Raw genomic sequence first — 16462 nt, forward strand, 5'->3', positions numbered from 1 at the left:
CTTGTCGGGAGGATTGGTTTCACGGCAATCAACTGCAGCGCCGCGTGACCCTCAGAATCACTAAATCACAGGCGCAAAAAAGGGCGACCGAAGTCGCCCTTTTTCTATGGTCTGACAGAACTTAGTTCTGTTTTTCCATTTGTGCACGCAACAGGTCGCCCAGAGTGGTAGGACCAGGAGCAGCGGTATCCGAAGCTGGCTTGTCGCGCAGGCTTTGGATGGCTTCTTTCTCTTCTTCAACGTCTTTCGACTTGATGGAGAGCTGGATTACACGGCTCTTGCGGTCAACGCTGATGATCTTGGCTTCTACTTCTTCGCCTTCTTTCAGAACGTTGCGCGCGTCTTCAACGCGGTCACGGCTGATTTCGGAGGCTTTCAGAGTCGCTTCGATATCGTCGGCCAGAGTGATGATGGCGCCTTTAGCGTCAACTTCTTTCACGATGCCTTTAACGATTGCGCCTTTGTCGTTCTCTTGAACGTACTCGGAGAACGGATCGCTTTCCAGTTGCTTGATACCCAGGGAGATACGCTCGCGCTCTGGGTCAACCGACAGGATAACGGTGTCCAGCTCGTCGCCCTTCTTGAAGCGGCGAACGGCTTCTTCGCCCACTTCGTTCCAGGAGATGTCGGACAGGTGAACCAGACCGTCGATGCCGCCGTCCAGACCAATGAAGATACCGAAATCGGTGATCGACTTGATGGTGCCGGAGATTTTATCGCCCTTGTTGAACTGGCCAGAGAAATCTTCCCATGGGTTAGATTTGCACTGCTTGATGCCGAGGGAGATACGACGACGCTCTTCGTCGATGTCCAGAACCATAACTTCCACTTCGTCGCCGACTTGTACGACTTTCGAAGGGTGGATGTTCTTGTTGGTCCAGTCCATTTCGGAAACGTGTACCAGGCCTTCAACGCCTTCTTCCAGCTCAGCGAAGCAGCCGTAGTCGGTCAGGTTGGTGACACGAGCGGTAACGCGAGTGCTTTCTGGGTAACGGGCTTTGATAGCAACCCATGGATCTTCGCCCAGTTGCTTGAGGCCCAGGGAAACACGATTGCGTTCGCGATCGTACTTCAGAACCTTGACATCGATCTCGTCGCCAACGTTGACGATTTCGGAAGGATGCTTGATACGTTTCCAAGCCATGTCGGTAATGTGCAGCAGGCCATCGACGCCACCCAGATCGACGAATGCGCCGTAATCGGTGAGGTTCTTGACGATACCTTTGACTTGTTGGCCTTCCTGCAGGGATTCCAGCAGAGCTTCACGCTCAGCGGAGTTCTCGGCTTCGAGGACGCTACGACGGGAAACGACAACGTTGTTGCGTTTCTGGTCAAGCTTGATGACCTTGAATTCCAGCTCTTTGCCTTCCAGGTGCGTGGTGTCGCGCACTGGACGAACGTCAACCAGAGAACCTGGCAGGAACGCACGGATGCCGTTAACGTCGACAGTGAAGCCGCCTTTAACCTTACCGTTGATAACGCCCTTGACCACTTCTTCGGCTGCGAAGGCTGCTTCCAGAACAATCCAGCATTCAGCGCGCTTGGCTTTTTCACGGGACAGCTTGGTTTCACCAAAGCCGTCTTCAACCGAGTCCAGAGCAACGTGAACTTCGTCACCGACGTTGATAGTCAGTTCGCCAGCATCGTTGTAGAACTGCTCAAGCGGGATGAGTGCTTCAGACTTCAGGCCAGCGTGAACGGTTACCCAGCGAGCTTGGTAATCGATATCAACGATAACACCGGTGATGATGGAGCCTGCCTGAAGGTTCAGGGTTTTTAGGCTTTCTTCAAAGAGTTCCGCAAAGCTTTCGCTCATTTTAATTCCTGATGATAAGGGCGAAGAATACGCCCATCTCCACATCCCAGACGACGTGGGTTACGTTCATTTAAAGAAACAGCGCAGGACTATGACTGGTCCCCTGCGGAGTCTCTTGGTCACCCGGCGATATCGCGGAGTGCGATCTCGCTCATGATGCGTTCCAGCACCTGATCGATGGATAATTCCGTGGAATCCAGCTGTATGGCGTCAGCCGCCGGCTTGAGCGGGGCTACCGCTCGCTGGGTGTCACGCTCATCGCGGACACGTATCTCATCTAGCAGACTCGACAGACTAACACCATCGACTTTGCCCTTCAACTGCAAGTATCGACGGCGCGCACGCTCCTCGGCACTGGCGGTCAGGAATATCTTCAATGGCGCGTCGGGGAAAACCACCGTGCCCATGTCGCGACCATCGGCTACCAGACCCGGCGGCTCCTGAAACGCCCGCTGGCGCTGCAGCAACGCGTCGCGCACCGCCGGCAACGCGGCCACTTGCGAGGCCCATGCGCCGACTTGTTCATTGCGCAAATCATCAGTGACATCGTCACCTTCGAGAATGATTCGTTGCGGATGACCTTCGGTCGCGCCGACGAACTGCACGTCCAGATGAGCGGCCAGTAGCTTCAGCGACTCTTCATTGGTCAGATCGACGCCATGGTTACGCGCGGCGAATGCCAGCAGACGGTACAGCGCACCGGAATCCAGCAGGCACCAGCCCAGACGCTTGGCCAGAATCCCGGCAATAGTGCCCTTGCCCGAACCGCTAGGCCCGTCGATGGTGATGACCGGCGGCTTGATAATCACGACTGAGCCTCTTGTGCAACACGGATACCGACCTGCGCACACAGCGCGAGGAAGTTCGGGAACGACGTCGCGACGTTGGCGCAATCATGGATGCGGATCGGTGCAGTGGCGCGCAGCGAGGCCACGCTGAAGGCCATCGCAATCCGGTGATCGCCGTGGCCGTGCACTTCGCCGCCGCCGATCTGGCCGCCGTCGATAATGATGCCATCCGGGGTCGGTTCGCATTTAACGCCCAGCGCCAGCAAGCCATCCGCCATGACCTGAATCCGGTCCGACTCCTTGACCCGCAGCTCTTCAGCGCCACGCAGGATGGTGCGCCCTTCGGCACAGGCGGCGGCCACGAACAGCACCGGGAATTCGTCGATGGCCAGCGGAACCAGCGCTTCGGGAATCTCGATACCCTTGAGTTTAGCTGCACGTACGCGCAGGTCCGCCACCGGTTCACCGCCGACTTCACGCTGGTTTTCCAGGGTGATGTCAGCGCCCATCAGGCGCAGAATATCGATCACGCCGGTACGGGTCGGGTTGATGCCGACGTGCTCAAGCACCAGCTCCGAACCTTCGGCGATCGATGCGGCCACCAGGAAGAACGCCGAAGACGAGATGTCGCCCGGCACTTCAATGTGGGTCGCGGTCAGTTTATGGCCGGACTCGACCGAAGCAGTCGCACCGTTGACGCTGACCGGGTAGCCGAAGCCGCGCAGCATGCGCTCGGTGTGATCGCGGGTTGGAGCCGGCTCGGTGACGGTGGTCTTGCCTTCGGCGTACAAACCCGCCAGCAACAGGCAGGACTTAACCTGGGCACTGGCCATTGGCATGGTGTAGGTCAGGCCTTTGAGCTTATTGCCGCCACGAATAGTCATCGGTGGACGACCTTCAGCCGCGGTCTCGATCACGGCGCCCATTTCACGCAGCGGATTGGCCACGCGATTCATCGGACGCTTGGACAGCGAAGCATCGCCCGTGAGCGTGCTGTCGAAGTTCTGCGCAGCCAACAGGCCAGACAGCAGACGCATCGACGTGCCGGAGTTGCCCAGATAGATCGGGCCCGGCGCAGGCTTCAAGCCATGCAGGCCGACGCCGTGAATGGTCACGCGACCGTGGTGCGGACCTTCGATCACGACGCCCATGTCACGGAAGGCTTGCAAGGTTGCCAGGGCGTCTTCGCCCTCGAGGAAACCTTCCACTTCGGTGACGCCTTCAGCCAGGGAGCCGAGCATGATCGAACGGTGGGAAATCGATTTATCGCCCGGTACACGAATCCGCCCAGTCAGGCGGCCACCAGGTTGTGCCAGGAAAATCAGGTCGTTGGAGTTCATAGCGTCCACATAGGCCCGGCGGGCCAGGATTTTACTGAAATGCTCGCGGGCAACCCGGGCGCGAGTGAACACGCCCAACAATTGGTGCCCATCCCCTGCATCGACCGCGTCGCGCAAGGCGTCGAGGTCGCTGCGAAATGTATCGAGTGTGCGCAGGACAGCTTCGCGATTGGCGAGGAAGATGTCGTGCCACATGACCGGGTCGCTACCCGCAATTCTTGTGAAATCGCGGAAACCGCCCGCAGCGTACCGGAAGATCTCAAGGTTTTCATTGCGCTTGGCCAACGAATCGACCAAACCGAACGCCAACAAGTGCGGCAAATGGCTGGTCGCCGCCAACACTTCATCGTGACGCTCGACCTGCATGTGCTCGACATCGGCGCCCAATTCGCGCCACAAACGGTCGACCATTGCCAGGGCTGCCGGGTCAGTTTGATCCAGCGGCGTCAGAATCACTTTATGGCGACGGAACAGCTCCGCGTTGGAGGCTTCCACCCCGCTCTGCTCGGAGCCGGCAATCGGATGCCCCGGCACGAAACGCGACGGCATGCCGCCAAACGCCTCGGTTGCCGCACGCACCACGTTGCCTTTGGCGCTGCCGACGTCGGTCAGAATCGCTTGCCTCAGGTCCATGGCGGCCAAACGGCCGAGCATTTTTTCCATGGCAAGGATTGGTACGGCGAGTTGAATCACGTCAGCGCCCTGGCAAGCAACGGCCAGGTCTTCTTCGCAGCGATCCACCACACCCAACTCGACCGCCAGTTTGCGCGACTGCGGGTCGAGATCGACCCCGATCACTTCGCGGCACAGACCGCTTTCACGCAAACCCTTGGCAAACGAACCGCCGATCAGCCCCAGACCGACCACCACCAGGCGACCGATCATAGGTTCAGCAGATGGCAGTGCAGTGACATCAACCACGAGCCAGAACCTTGGTCAGCGCTTCGAGGAAGCGGCTGTTTTCTGCCGGCAGACCGATGGTGATGCGCAAGTGGTTCGGCATGCCGTAGTTGGCCACCGGACGCACGATCACGCCTTCGCGCAGCAAACCCTGGAAGACTGGCGCCGCCACTTGCCCCAGATCGACGCAGATGAAGTTGCCTTTCGACGGAATCCAGCTCAACCCCAGCTCACGAAAACCCGCTTGCAGTTGCTGCATGCCGGATTCATTCAGGCGACGGCTTTCAGCCAGGTACTCGGTGTCTTGCAGCGCAGCGCACGCAGCGGCCAGGGCCAGGCTGTTAACGTTGAACGGCTGACGCACACGGTTCAGCACATCCGCAACCACCGCAGTGGACAAGCCATAACCGACCCGCAACGCCGCCAGACCGTAGGCCTTGGAGAACGTGCGCGAAACCAGCAGGTTCGGATAGGCCGCGAGGTAGTCCAGACCATCAGGCAAGTCGCTGCCTTCGGCGTATTCGATGTAGGCCTCGTCCAGCACCACCAGCACGTGCTCCGGTACGTCCTGCAGGAATTCGTCCAGCGCCTCGGCGTCGAACCAGGTCCCGGTCGGGTTGTTCGGGTTGGCGATGAACACCACACGGGTATTGGCATCGATCGCGGCCAGCATGGCCGACAGATCATGGCCCCAGTCTTTGGCCCGGATCACTTTTGCCTGAGCGCCAACGGCTTGGGTCACGATCGGATAGACCGCAAACGCGTGCTCGCTGAACACGGCATTCAAACCCGGCGCCAGATAGGCACGCGCGACCAGTTCCAGAAGGTCGTTGGAACCGTTGCCCAGCGTCACCTGATTGAGCTCGACGCGGCATTGATCGGCCAGCAGGGTCTTGAGTGCAAAACCGTTGCCGTCCGGATAACGGGTCAGCTCGGCCAGCGCTTCGTGAATCGCTGCCAGCGCCTTGGGACTGGCGCCCAACGGGTTTTCGTTGCTGGCCAGTTTGACGATGCTGGCCGGATCGATGTTCAGCTCGCGCGCCAGTTCGTCCACGGGCTTGCCGGGAACGTAAGGCGAAAGTTGTTGCACGCCCGGCTGTGCCAGAGCGAGGAAGTCACCACTCATTTGCTACCGCCCTTAGAGAACTGCTTTCGGGTAGGAACCCAGCACTTTGAGTGCCACTGCTTCCTGACTGATCTTTTCCAGCACACCTTTTATCAGCGGATCGCGGTGGTGGCCGACGAAGTCGATGAAGAACACGTAGGTCCATTTACCGCTGCGCGACGGACGCGTCTCGATGCGCGTCAGGTCGATGCCGTTATCGTGGAACGGCACCAGCAACTCGTGAAGTGCGCCGGGCTTGTTGCTCATGGAGACGATGATCGAGGTCTTGTCGTCGCCGGTCGGCGGCACTTCCTGGCTGCCGATCATCAGGAATCGCGTGGAGTTGTCCGGGCGATCCTCGATTTTCTCGGCCAGACGGGTCAGCCCGTACAAGCCTGCGGCCATGTCGCCGGCAATCGCCGCCGAGTTCCACTCACCTTTGACCCGCTTGGCCGCTTCGGCGTTGCTGGACACCGCCACGCGCTCGACATTCGGGTAATGGGCGTCCAGCCATTTGCGGCACTGGGCCAGCGACTGGGCGTGGGAGTAAATGCGGCTGATGCTGTCGGTCTTGGTGTTTTCACCGACCAACAGGTGGTGGTGAATCCGCAGCTCGACTTCGCCACAGATCACCATGTCGTGTTCGAGGAAGCTGTCGAGGGTGTGGTTGACCGCGCCTTCGGTGGAGTTTTCCACCGGGACCACGCCAAAGTTCACCGCACCGGCCGCCACTTCACGGAACACTTCGTCGATTGCTGCCATCGGCTTGCTGATCACCGCGTGGCCGAAGTGCTTCATGGCCGCCGCTTGGGTGAAGGTGCCTTCAGGGCCGAGGTACGCCACTTTCAACGGCTGCTCGAGGGCCAGGCACGAGGACATGATTTCGCGGAACAAACGCGCCATCTCTTCGTTGCCCAGCGGCCCCTGGTTACGCTCCATCACGCGCTTGAGCACCTGAGCTTCGCGCTCAGGACGATAGAACACCGGCACTTCGCCTTCGGCCAGCGAGGCCATCTTTACTCGCGCAACTTCCTGGGCGCAGCGTGCGCGCTCACTGATCAGCTCCATGACCTTGGTGTCCAGAGCATCAATGCGAACGCGCAGTGCCTTGAGTTCTTGCTCAGACATTAACCGTGTTCCTTCTCGAACTCTGCCATGTACGAAATCAGTGCGTTGACCGCAACGATGTCGACGGCGTTATAGATGGAGGCACGCATGCCACCCACGGAACGGTGACCCTTGAGGTTCAACAGGCCACGCGCTTCGGCACCGGCCAGGAATGGCTTGTCGAGACGATCGTCAGCCAGACGGAACGGCACGTTCATCCACGAGCGATCCGACTTGTTGATCGGGTTGCTGTACAAACCGCTGGCGTCGATGAAGTCGTACAGCGTGCGCTGTTTAACGTCGTTGAGCTTGCCGATGGCTTCGACACCACCCTGCTCCTTCATCCACTCGAATACCAGACCCGAGAGGTACCAGGCCAGGGTTGGCGGGGTGTTGTACATCGAGCCGTTATCGGCCGCGACCTTGTAGTTGAGCATGGTCGGGCACAGGGAACGGGCGTGACCCAGCAGGTCTTCGCGAATGATGTTCACGACGATGCCGCTCGGGCCGATGTTTTTCTGGGCACCGGCGTAGATCATGCCGAAGCGCGAGACATCCATCGGACGCGAAAGAATGTCCGAGGACATATCGGCGACCAGCGGGACATCACCGGTTTGCGGGATCCACTGAAACTCCAGGCCGCCAATGGTTTCGTTCGGCGCGTAGTGAACGTAGGCCGCGTCTTTGGACAGGTTCCATTCGTTCTGGCCGGGAATAGCGAAATAGTCGTAAGGCTTGGCAGTTGCAGCAACGTTGACGTGGCCGTAACGCGAGGCTTCTTCGATGGCTTTCTGCGACCAGATACCGGTGTCGATATAGTCGGCGGTGCCGCTTTCCGGCAACAGGTTCAGAGGGATCTGAGCAAATTGCTGGCTGGCGCCACCTTGCAGAAACAGCACTTTATAGTTCGAGGGGATATTCAGCAGATCACGCAGGTCCTGCTCGGCCTTGGTGGCGATGGACACGAACTCATCACTGCGATGGCTCATTTCCATGACCGACAGACCTTTGCCGTGCCAATCGAGGAGTTCACCCTGAGCGCGCTTCAGGACAGCTTCAGGAAGCGCCGCAGGACCGGCACAGAAGTTATAGGCTCTCTTGCTCACATCCAATCTCGCTCTGATTTGGTGGTATCACGCAATAAATCTATTTGATCTGTTGATCGTTCCCACGTCGAGGCGTCGAACCGTCCGCGTGGAATGCATCTAATGACGCTCTGCGTCATAGGGACGCGGAGCGTCCCGGGTGGCATTCCCACGCAGAGCGTGGGAACGATCAAACCATTCCACAGTTCCTGGAGGACAAACAACAAGGGGGCGAATTTTCATCCGCCCCCTGCTTGCCCGCTTATTCCTGCGGTTCTTCGTCGGCTGCGGCGGCGTCGAGTTGCTGGTCTTCGGCGACGTCGTCGATCACGACTTCACCGTCGAACACTGCACTCGCTTCACCTTCGAGCTCATCACCTTCCAGCTCTTCACCTTCGACTTCCGACGGTTCCTGAACCCGTTCCAGACCTACCAGTTTTTCATCGCTGGCCAGTTTGATCAGGGTCACGCCCTGGGTGTTACGACCCAGGCTGGAGACTTCGTCGACACGCGTACGCACCAGGGTGCCCTGGTCGGAAATCAGCATGATTTCCTCACCGTCGAGCACCTGGACTGCACCGACCAGACGGCCGTTACGGTCGTTGCTGACCATGGCGATAACGCCCTGACCGCCACGTTTGTACTCAGGGAACTCGGTGATCGCCGTACGCTTGCCGTAACCACGCGCCGAAGCGGTGAGGATCTGGCTGCCTTCTTCCGGGATCAGCATCGAAATCAGCTTCTGGCCTTCCGGCAGACGCATGCCGCGGACACCGCGAGCGGTACGGCCCATGGCGCGAACATCGGTTTCCTTGAAGCGAGTGACCTTGCCGCCGTCGGAGAACAGCATGACTTCGCGCTCGCCATCGGTAATGGAGGCAGAAATCAGCACGTCGCCTTCGTCCAGCTCCAGCGCGATCAGACCGACGCTGCGTTGACGGCTGAAGGATTCCAGCGGGGTCTTCTTCACGGTGCCGTTGGCGGTGGCCATGAAGATGAAGTGACCTTCGGTGTACTCATCGACCGGCAGCATGGTGGTGATGTATTCACCCTCGCCCAGCGGCAGCAGGTTGACCAACGGACGACCACGGGCAGCGCGGGACGCTTCCGGGATTTCGTAGGTTTTCAGCCAGTACACTTTGCCTTTGCTGGAGAACAGCAGCAGCGTGGTGTGGCTGTTGGCGACCAGCAGGTGAGCGATGTAGTCCTCATCCTTGACGCCGGTCGCCGATTTGCCTTTACCGCCACGACGCTGAGCCTGGTACGCAGCCAATGGCTGGGTCTTGGCGTAGCCGCCGTGGGAAATGGTCACGACGCGCTCTTCTTCCGGGATCATGTCACCCAGGGTCAGGTCGAGACGGGCATCGAGAATCTCGGTGCGACGCACATCGCCGTATTCGGCGCGGATCACTTCCAGTTCTTCGCGGATCACTTCCATCAGGCGCGTGGCGCTGCTGAGGATGCGGATCAGTTCGCCGATCTGGTTGAGGATCTCTTGATACTCGGCCAGCAGCTTTTCGTGTTCCAGACCGGTCAGACGGTGCAGACGCAGTTCCAGAATGGCTTGCGCCTGTTCCGGCGACAGGAAGTACTTGCCTTCGCGCAGACCGTATTGCGGATCCAGGGTCTCTGGACGGCACGAATCGGCGCCGGCACGCTCAACCATCGCGACCACGGCGGAAGATTCCCACGCAGTCTTGATCAGCGCTTCCTTCGCTTCCGACGGCGTCGGCGAAGCCTTGATCAGGGCGATGACCGGGTCGATGTTCGACAGGGCAACGGCTTGACCTTCCAGAATGTGACCCCGTTCGCGCGCTTTACGCAGTTCGAACACGGTACGGCGGGTAACGACTTCGCGACGGTGACGAACGAAAGCTTCCAGCAGGTCCTTGAGGTTCAGGATGCGTGGACGGCCGTCGATCAGCGCAACGATGTTGATACCGAACACCGCTTGCAGCTGGGTCTGGGCGTAGAGGTTGTTGAGGATCACCTCAGGCACTTCGCCGCGACGCAGCTCGATCACGACGCGCATGCCGTCCTTGTCGGACTCGTCGCGCAGTTCGGTGATGCCTTCGAGCTTCTTCTCTTTTACCAGCTCGGCGATCTTCTCGATCAGACGGGCTTTGTTCAGCTGGTAAGGGAGTTCGGTGATGACGATCTGCTGACGGCCACCGACCTTGTCGATGTCTTCGATCATCGAGCGGGCGCGCATGTAAATGCGCCCGCGACCGGTGCGGTAGGCTTCGATGATGCCGGCGCGACCGTTGATGATCGCGGCGGTCGGGAAGTCCGGACCGGGGATGTATTGCATCAGCTCATCGATGGTCAACTCAGGGTTGTCGATGAGTGCCAGGCAACCGTCGATGACTTCACCGAGGTTGTGCGGCGGAATGTTGGTCGCCATGCCCACGGCGATACCGCTGGAGCCGTTGACCAACAGGTTGGGAATACGGGTCGGCATGACCGCCGGGATCATTTCGGTGCCGTCGTAGTTCGGCACCCAGTCCACGGTTTCTTTGTGCAGGTCAGCCAGCAGCTCGTGCGCCAGCTTGGTCATGCGCACTTCGGTGTATCGCATGGCGGCGGCGTTGTCGCCGTCCACGGAACCGAAGTTGCCTTGACCGTCTACCAGCAGGTAGCGCAGCGAGAATGGCTGCGCCATCCGAACGATGGTGTCGTACACCGCGGTATCACCGTGAGGGTGATACTTACCGATCACGTCACCGACAACACGGGCAGATTTCTTGTACGGCTTGTTGAAGTCGTTGCCCAGCTCGCTCATCGCGAACAGCACACGCCGGTGCACGGGCTTCAAGCCATCGCGCGCATCCGGCAGTGCCCGCCCGACAATTACGCTCATCGCGTAGTCGAGGTAGGACTGCTTCAGCTCGTCTTCGATATTGACCGGGAGGATTTCTTTGGCCAGTTCGCCCATGAGAAGCCTGATTCCTTTTTCTGGTGAAACCTCGTCACATCCATATGGGACGAACGAAGCTCGCCGCTGCAGGCTGAGTGCCATGCACCGACTTACGACAAATCAACGAGTTATGCCATGGATCTGCGCAGTAAAGGCAGCCACATCGGGCTACCTTGGAAACCGCCGAATGTTATCACAAGAGCCGCCACGCACCTATCCCCCTGATGCGCATGGAGTGTAGTTAGTTGACTGGTGACAGGCTGATAGGGGACGAGAGAGGCTTAGAGAGTTGTCGAATGAGGATTTCAGGCTGATTTGTTGACTTTGCGGGCCCTATCGCGAGCAAGCTCGCTCCCACAGTTGACCGTGCCTGATTGAAGAACGCGATCAAATGTGGGAGCGAGCTTGCTCGCGATGGCGATTTATCTGACACCAGAGACCATCAATGCAGACGCTTGCGGCACATCAACTGCGCCATTTTCGCGGTGTCCGGGCGCTCGACGATGCCTTTTTCGGTGACGATCACATCGATCAAGTCAGCCGGCGTCACGTCGAATACCGGGTTGAACGCATCGACATCGGCGCCGACCCGCTTGCCGCCGACTTCCAGCAACTCGCGACCATCGCGCTCTTCAATCGGGATGTCATCACCGCTGGCCAGGTTCATGTCGATGGTCGAACTCGGCGCCACCACCATGAAGCGCACGCCGTGGTGCATGGCGTTCACTGCCAGCTGATAGGTGCCGATCTTGTTGGCCACGTCGCCATTGGCGGTGATCCGGTCAGCGCCGACGATCACCCAGGTAATGCCTTTGGTCTTCATGATGTGCGCAGCAGCGGAGTCGGCATTCACCGTCACAGGAATGCCTTCATTCGCCAATTCCCATGCGGTCAACCGCGAACCTTGCAGCCAGGGACGGGTTTCGTCGGCATAGACGCGCTCGACCATGCCCTCGATGAACGCCCCACGAATGACGCCAAGTGCCGTACCGAAGCCGCCGGTGGCCAGTGCGCCGGTGTTGCAGTGGGTCAGAATCGCCTGGGCGTTGCCCTGATGCTTGCGGATCAGGTCCACACCCAGTTGCGCCATGGTCAGGTTGGCTTCGCGGTCACTCTCGTGAATGGCGATAGCCTCCGCTTCCAGCACCGCCAGCGGATCGGCGTGATGCTTCAGACGCTCAAGTCGGTCGCGCATGCGGCCCAGGGCCCAGAACAGGTTAACTGCGGTGGGACGGGAATCGGTGAGCAGCGCGAAATCCTCTTCCAGCGCCGCCTGCCAGTCGCCGCCCTGGGCAAACCGCGCGCGAGCCGCCAGCACGACGCCATAGGCGGCACTGATGCCAATCGCCGGCGCGCCGCGCACCACCATCGAACGAATGGCCTCGGCCACGCCAGCGGCGCTGGTGTAGGCAATCCACGTTTCCTCGAACGGCAAAATACGCTGATCCAGCAGGTACAGGGCGCCATCACGCCAATCGATGGCCTTCACCTTCTCCGCAGCCAACAGTCGATCGCGCATCCCACACCCCGCACTCATGAACAAAAGCCGTCGATTATAGCGATCACCCTGCGAAGACGCTCGGGTATACTTCGCCATCCTTTACAAAAGCTCTGGAACCGACTCTCGATGCCGAACACTGCCGCTGCGCTCGACCTGTTATTACTGCCGACCTGGCTGGTACCGGTCGAACCCGCTGGCGTTGTCCTTAAAGAGCACGCCCTCGGCATCCGTGACGGGCGCATTGTCTTTATCGGCCCGCGCGCCGCAGCACTGAAGCTTAACGCAACCGAAGTCCGCGAATTGCCGGACATGTTGCTTTGCCCTGGCTTGATCAATGCCCACGGGCATGCGGCGATGACGCTGTTCCGTGGTCTGGCCGATGATTTGCCCCTGATGAGCTGGCTGGAAAACCACATCTGGCCGGCCGAAGCCAAGTGGGTCGATGAAGCGTTTGTACGTGACGGCACTGACCTGGCGATCGCCGAGCAGATCAAAGGTGGCATCACCTGCTTCTCTGACCTGTATTTCTTCCCGAAGGTTGCCAGCGAGCGCGCCCATAACAGCGGCATTCGCGCGCAAATCGCGATTCCGATCCTCGACTTCCCGATCCCGGGCGCCAGTACGGCGGACGAAGCCATTCGTCAGGGCGTCGAATTGTTCGGCGATCTCAAGCACCACGAGCGCATCAAAGTGACTTTCGGCCCTCACGCACCCTACACCGTGGGCGACGAGACCCTGGAGAAAATCCGGGTGATCACTGAAGAACTGGACGCCTCGATCCATATGCACGTGCATGAAACGGCTTATGAAGTGCAGCAGTCCGTCGAGCAGCGCGGTGAACGCCCATTGGCCCGCCTCGGGCGTTTGGGTTTGCTGGGGCCGCGCTTTCAGGCGGTTCACATGACTCAGATCAGCGATGAAGACCTGGTGTTGCTGGTAGAAAGTAATACCAACGTGATTCATTGCCCGGAATCGAACCTGAAGTTGGCCAGCGGGTTCTGCCCGGTGGAACGCTTGTGGCAGGCTGGCGTCAATGTGGCGGTCGGCACCGATGGCGCGGCCAGCAACAATGACCTGGACCTGCTCGGCGAAACCCGCACCGCCGCATTACTGGCCAAAGCCGTCGCCGGCTCGGCCACCGCACTCGACGCCCATCGCGCCCTGCGCATGGCCACGCTCAATGGTGCCCGTGCGCTTGGGATCGAGGCTGACGTCGGTTCGCTGGAAGTTGGCAAAGCGGCAGACATCGTCGCGTTCGACCTCTCCGGCCTGGCGCAGCAACCGGTCTACGACCCGGTTTCGCAGCTTATATATGCCACCGGCCGCGATTGCGTGAAACACCTTTGGGTCGCCGGCAAGCAACTGCTCGACGACCGTCGCCTGACTCGCCTGGATGAAGAACAGCTGTGCGCCACCGCCAAGGCCTGGGGCCAGCGCATCAGCGGCCATACCGAATCGTAAGCACCCCGGACCTACCACCGGGGCAACAGGATTTTTCAAGTTTTAGAGGACTTAACCATGAGCAACGTCGACTACGCCGAAATCGCCAAATTCGAAGCCCTGGCCCATCGCTGGTGGGACCGCGAGAGCGAGTTCAAACCGCTGCACGACATCAACCCGCTGCGGGTCAACTGGATTGACGAACGCGTCAGTCTGGCCGGCAAGAAAGTCCTCGACGTCGGTTGCGGCGGCGGCATCCTCAGCGAAGCCATGGCCCAGCGCGGCGCTACCGTCATGGGCATCGACATGGGCGAAGCGCCGCTGGCGGTCGCGCAACTGCATCAACTGGAATCCGGCGTGAGCGTCGAATACCGGCAGATCACCGCCGAAGGGCTGGCCGAAGAAATGCCTGAGCAGTTCGACGTGGTCACTTGCCTGGAAATGCTTGAACACGTGCCGGACCCGTCCTCGGTGATCCGCGCCTGTTTCCGCATGGTCAAACCCGGCGGCCAGGTGTTCTTCTCCACCATCAACCGCAACCCGAAGGCGTACCTGTTCGCCATCGTCGGCGCGGAATACATCATGAAGCTGCTGCCGCGCGGCACCCACGACTTCAAGAAATTCATCCGCCCGTCCGAGCTCGGCGCCTGGAGCCGCATGGCCGGCCTGACCGTCAAGGACATCATCGGCTTGACCTACAATCCGCTGACCAAGCACTACAAACTGGCCGGCGACGTGGACGTCAACTACATGATTCAAACCCTGCGCGAGGAATAAGCCGATGCGTATCAGAGCAGTTCTTTTCGACATGGACGGCACGCTGCTCGACACCGCGCCGGACTTCATTGCCATCTGTCAGGCAATGCGCGCCGATCGTGGTCTGCCGCCAATCGATGACAAGCACATTCGCGACGAGATCTCCGGCGGCGCCAAGGCGATGGTCGCGGTGACCTTCTCCATGGACCCGGAATCACCGGGTTTCGAGGCGTTGCGCCTGGAGTTCCTGGAGCGCTACCTCGCCGGTTGCGCGGTTCACAGCAAACTCTTCGACGGCATGGGCGAACTGCTGGCCGACATCGAGAAGGCCAACCTGATCTGGGGCGTGGTCACCAACAAGCCGCTGCGGTTTGCCGAGCCGATCATGCAGCAGCTTGGGTTGGCCGAGCGCTCGGCGCTGTTGATCTGCCCGGACCATGTGAAGAACAGCAAACCGGACCCCGAGCCGTTGATTCTGGCGTGCAAGATGCTCGACCTGGACCCGGCCTGCGTGCTGTTTGTGGGTGATGACTTGCGCGATATCGAGTCCGGTCGCAATGCCGGCACCAAAACGGCCGCCGTGACCTATGGCTATATTCATCCGGACGACAACCCGCGGCATTGGGGCGCGGATGTGGTGGTGGATCATCCGCTGGAGTTGCGCAAGGTGCTGGATAGCGCTTTGTGTGGTTGCTGATCTGACTGGCTTACCGGGAACATTGTGGCGAGGGGATTTATCCCCGCTGGGTCGCGAAGCGGCCCCAAACCGGTAATTGCGGCGGATCAGATACGCTGCATGCAATGATTTACGACTGCTTCGCAGCCGAACGGGGATAAATCCCCTCGCCACTAGTTCGATGCACGATTTTGTTGAGGTTTTTTATGTTTGATTATTCCGCCCGCCCAGAATTGCTCAAGGACCGGGTCATCCTGGTCACCGGCGCTGGCCGTGGCATCGGCGCTGCCGCCGCGAAAACCTTCGCCGCGCACGGCGCCACCGTGCTGTTGCTGGGCAAGACCGAAGCCAATTTGACTCAGGTCTATGACGAAATCGAAGCCGCCGGCCATCCACAAGCGGCGGTGATCCCGTTCAATCTGGAAACCGCCCTGCCCCATCAATACGATGAGCTGGCAGCGATGATCGAAACCGAATTCGGCCATCTCGACGGCTTGCTGCACAACGCGTCGATCATTGGCCCGCGTACGCCGATCGAGCAGCTGTCTGGCGAAAACTTCATGCGCGTGATGCACGTCAACGTCAACGCCATGTTCATGCTCACCAGCACCCTGCTGCCGCTGCTCAAGCTGTCTCAGGATGCCTCGGTGGTGTTCACTTCCAGCAGCGTCGGTCGCAAGGGTCGCGCGTATTGGGGCGCTTACGGCGTCTCCAAGTTCGCCACCGAAGGTTTAATGCAAACATTGGCCGACGAAGTCGATACCGTGGCACCGATGCGCTCCAACAGCATTAACCCGGGCGCTACCCGCACCAGCATGCGCGCCCAGGCTTATCCCGGTGAAAACCCGCTGAACAACCCGACGCCCGAGGAGATCATGCCGGTCTACCTCTACCTGATGGGTCCGGACAGCACCGGCATCAACGGCCAGGCGTTCAACGCTCAGTAACGCCCGCGCAATGCTTTTGTGCTGCGACGGCTTCCCGTCGCGGCACTCAACGTGCGCCACAGCCACACTGATGCAAGTCAAACA

General features: G+C 59.8%; 12 protein-coding genes. 4 read left to right on the top strand and 8 right to left on the bottom strand.

Going from position 1 to position 16462, the window contains the following annotated elements; translation table 11 throughout:
- Nucleotides 1-121: 121 nt before the first annotated feature.
- The 8 genes from rpsA to mtnA form a co-directional block, all read right to left on the bottom strand.
- Nucleotides 122-1816 carry a 30S ribosomal protein S1 gene (rpsA, locus tag ACYZTR_RS19620; protein WP_140681797.1) on the bottom strand — a complete coding sequence of 565 codons (1695 nt, stop codon included), beginning with the start codon at nucleotides 1814-1816 and terminating at the stop codon, nucleotides 122-124.
- Between the two features lie 119 nt (nucleotides 1817-1935).
- Nucleotides 1936-2625, bottom strand: a complete 690-nt coding sequence (gene cmk, locus ACYZTR_RS19625) for a (d)CMP kinase (protein WP_461973389.1) — start codon at nucleotides 2623-2625, stop codon at nucleotides 1936-1938.
- A complete protein-coding gene (locus ACYZTR_RS19630) occupies nucleotides 2622-4829 on the bottom strand; it encodes a bifunctional prephenate dehydrogenase/3-phosphoshikimate 1-carboxyvinyltransferase (RefSeq protein ID WP_461979806.1) in 2208 nt (735 codons plus the stop codon). The genes cmk and ACYZTR_RS19630 overlap by 4 nt, the downstream gene beginning before the upstream one ends.
- 28 nt (nucleotides 4830-4857) lie before the next feature.
- On the bottom strand, nucleotides 4858-5970 hold the full coding sequence (hisC, locus tag ACYZTR_RS19635) for a histidinol-phosphate transaminase (RefSeq protein ID WP_461973390.1): 1113 nt from the start codon (nucleotides 5968-5970) through the stop codon (nucleotides 4858-4860).
- Between the two features lie 12 nt (nucleotides 5971-5982).
- A complete protein-coding gene (pheA, locus tag ACYZTR_RS19640; protein WP_045060590.1) occupies nucleotides 5983-7077 on the bottom strand; it encodes a prephenate dehydratase in 1095 nt (364 codons plus the stop codon).
- Nucleotides 7077-8162 (bottom strand): 3-phosphoserine/phosphohydroxythreonine transaminase, encoded by a 1086-nt coding sequence (gene serC / locus ACYZTR_RS19645; RefSeq protein ID WP_461973391.1) that lies wholly within the window; start codon nucleotides 8160-8162, stop codon nucleotides 7077-7079. Before serC ends, pheA begins: the two co-directional genes overlap by 1 nt.
- Nucleotides 8163-8403: 241 nt before the next feature.
- Nucleotides 8404-11076, bottom strand: a complete 2673-nt coding sequence (gyrA, locus tag ACYZTR_RS19650; protein ID WP_461973392.1) for a DNA gyrase subunit A — start codon at nucleotides 11074-11076, stop codon at nucleotides 8404-8406.
- A gap of 424 nt (nucleotides 11077-11500) precedes the next feature.
- Nucleotides 11501-12577, bottom strand: coding sequence for an S-methyl-5-thioribose-1-phosphate isomerase (gene mtnA / locus ACYZTR_RS19655; RefSeq protein WP_461973393.1), 1077 nt, complete (start codon nucleotides 12575-12577; stop codon nucleotides 11501-11503).
- A 108-nt stretch (nucleotides 12578-12685) separates the two neighbouring features.
- Here mtnA and ACYZTR_RS19660 point away from each other — a divergent pair, with 108 nt between their 5' ends.
- The 4 genes from ACYZTR_RS19660 to ACYZTR_RS19675 all read left to right on the top strand — a co-directional run bounded on the left by ACYZTR_RS19660 (nucleotide 12686) and on the right by ACYZTR_RS19675 (nucleotide 16378).
- A complete protein-coding gene (locus tag ACYZTR_RS19660) occupies nucleotides 12686-14020 on the top strand; it encodes a TRZ/ATZ family hydrolase (protein WP_461973394.1) in 1335 nt (444 codons plus the stop codon).
- Nucleotides 14021-14077: 57 nt separating this feature from the next.
- A complete protein-coding gene (gene ubiG, locus ACYZTR_RS19665; RefSeq protein ID WP_461973395.1) occupies nucleotides 14078-14776 on the top strand; it encodes a bifunctional 2-polyprenyl-6-hydroxyphenol methylase/3-demethylubiquinol 3-O-methyltransferase UbiG in 699 nt (232 codons plus the stop codon).
- A gap of 4 nt (nucleotides 14777-14780) precedes the next feature.
- Nucleotides 14781-15452: an N-acetylmuramic acid 6-phosphate phosphatase MupP gene (mupP, locus tag ACYZTR_RS19670; RefSeq protein WP_461973396.1), complete on the top strand. Its 672-nt coding sequence runs from the start codon at nucleotides 14781-14783 to the stop codon at nucleotides 15450-15452.
- A 185-nt stretch (nucleotides 15453-15637) separates the two neighbouring features.
- The gene (locus ACYZTR_RS19675) at nucleotides 15638-16378 is read left to right on the top strand and encodes a YciK family oxidoreductase (protein ID WP_461973397.1); all 741 of its coding nucleotides are present in this window, start codon (nucleotides 15638-15640) and stop codon (nucleotides 16376-16378) included.
- The last annotated feature ends 84 nt before the right edge of the window (nucleotides 16379-16462 follow it).

It is taken from the genome of Pseudomonas sp. Hz4, assembly GCF_054898165.1.

Coding starts and splice junctions, on each gene's coding strand:
- rpsA (WP_140681797.1), bottom strand. CDS start 1,816: ATGAGCGAAAGCTTTGCGGAACTCTTTGAAGAAAGCCTAAAAACCCTG.
- ACYZTR_RS19630 (WP_461979806.1), bottom strand. CDS start 4,829: ATGATCGGTCGCCTGGTGGTGGTCGGTCTGGGGCTGATCGGCGGTTCG.
- hisC (WP_461973390.1), bottom strand. CDS start 5,970: ATGAGTGGTGACTTCCTCGCTCTGGCACAGCCGGGCGTGCAACAACTT.
- pheA (WP_045060590.1), bottom strand. CDS start 7,077: ATGTCTGAGCAAGAACTCAAGGCACTGCGCGTTCGCATTGATGCTCTG.
- gyrA (WP_461973392.1), bottom strand. CDS start 11,076: ATGGGCGAACTGGCCAAAGAAATCCTCCCGGTCAATATCGAAGACGAG.
- mtnA (WP_461973393.1), bottom strand. CDS start 12,577: ATGCGCGATCGACTGTTGGCTGCGGAGAAGGTGAAGGCCATCGATTGG.
- ACYZTR_RS19660 (WP_461973394.1), top strand. CDS start 12,686: ATGCCGAACACTGCCGCTGCGCTCGACCTGTTATTACTGCCGACCTGG.
- ubiG (WP_461973395.1), top strand. CDS start 14,078: ATGAGCAACGTCGACTACGCCGAAATCGCCAAATTCGAAGCCCTGGCC.
- mupP (WP_461973396.1), top strand. CDS start 14,781: ATGCGTATCAGAGCAGTTCTTTTCGACATGGACGGCACGCTGCTCGAC.
- ACYZTR_RS19675 (WP_461973397.1), top strand. CDS start 15,638: ATGTTTGATTATTCCGCCCGCCCAGAATTGCTCAAGGACCGGGTCATC.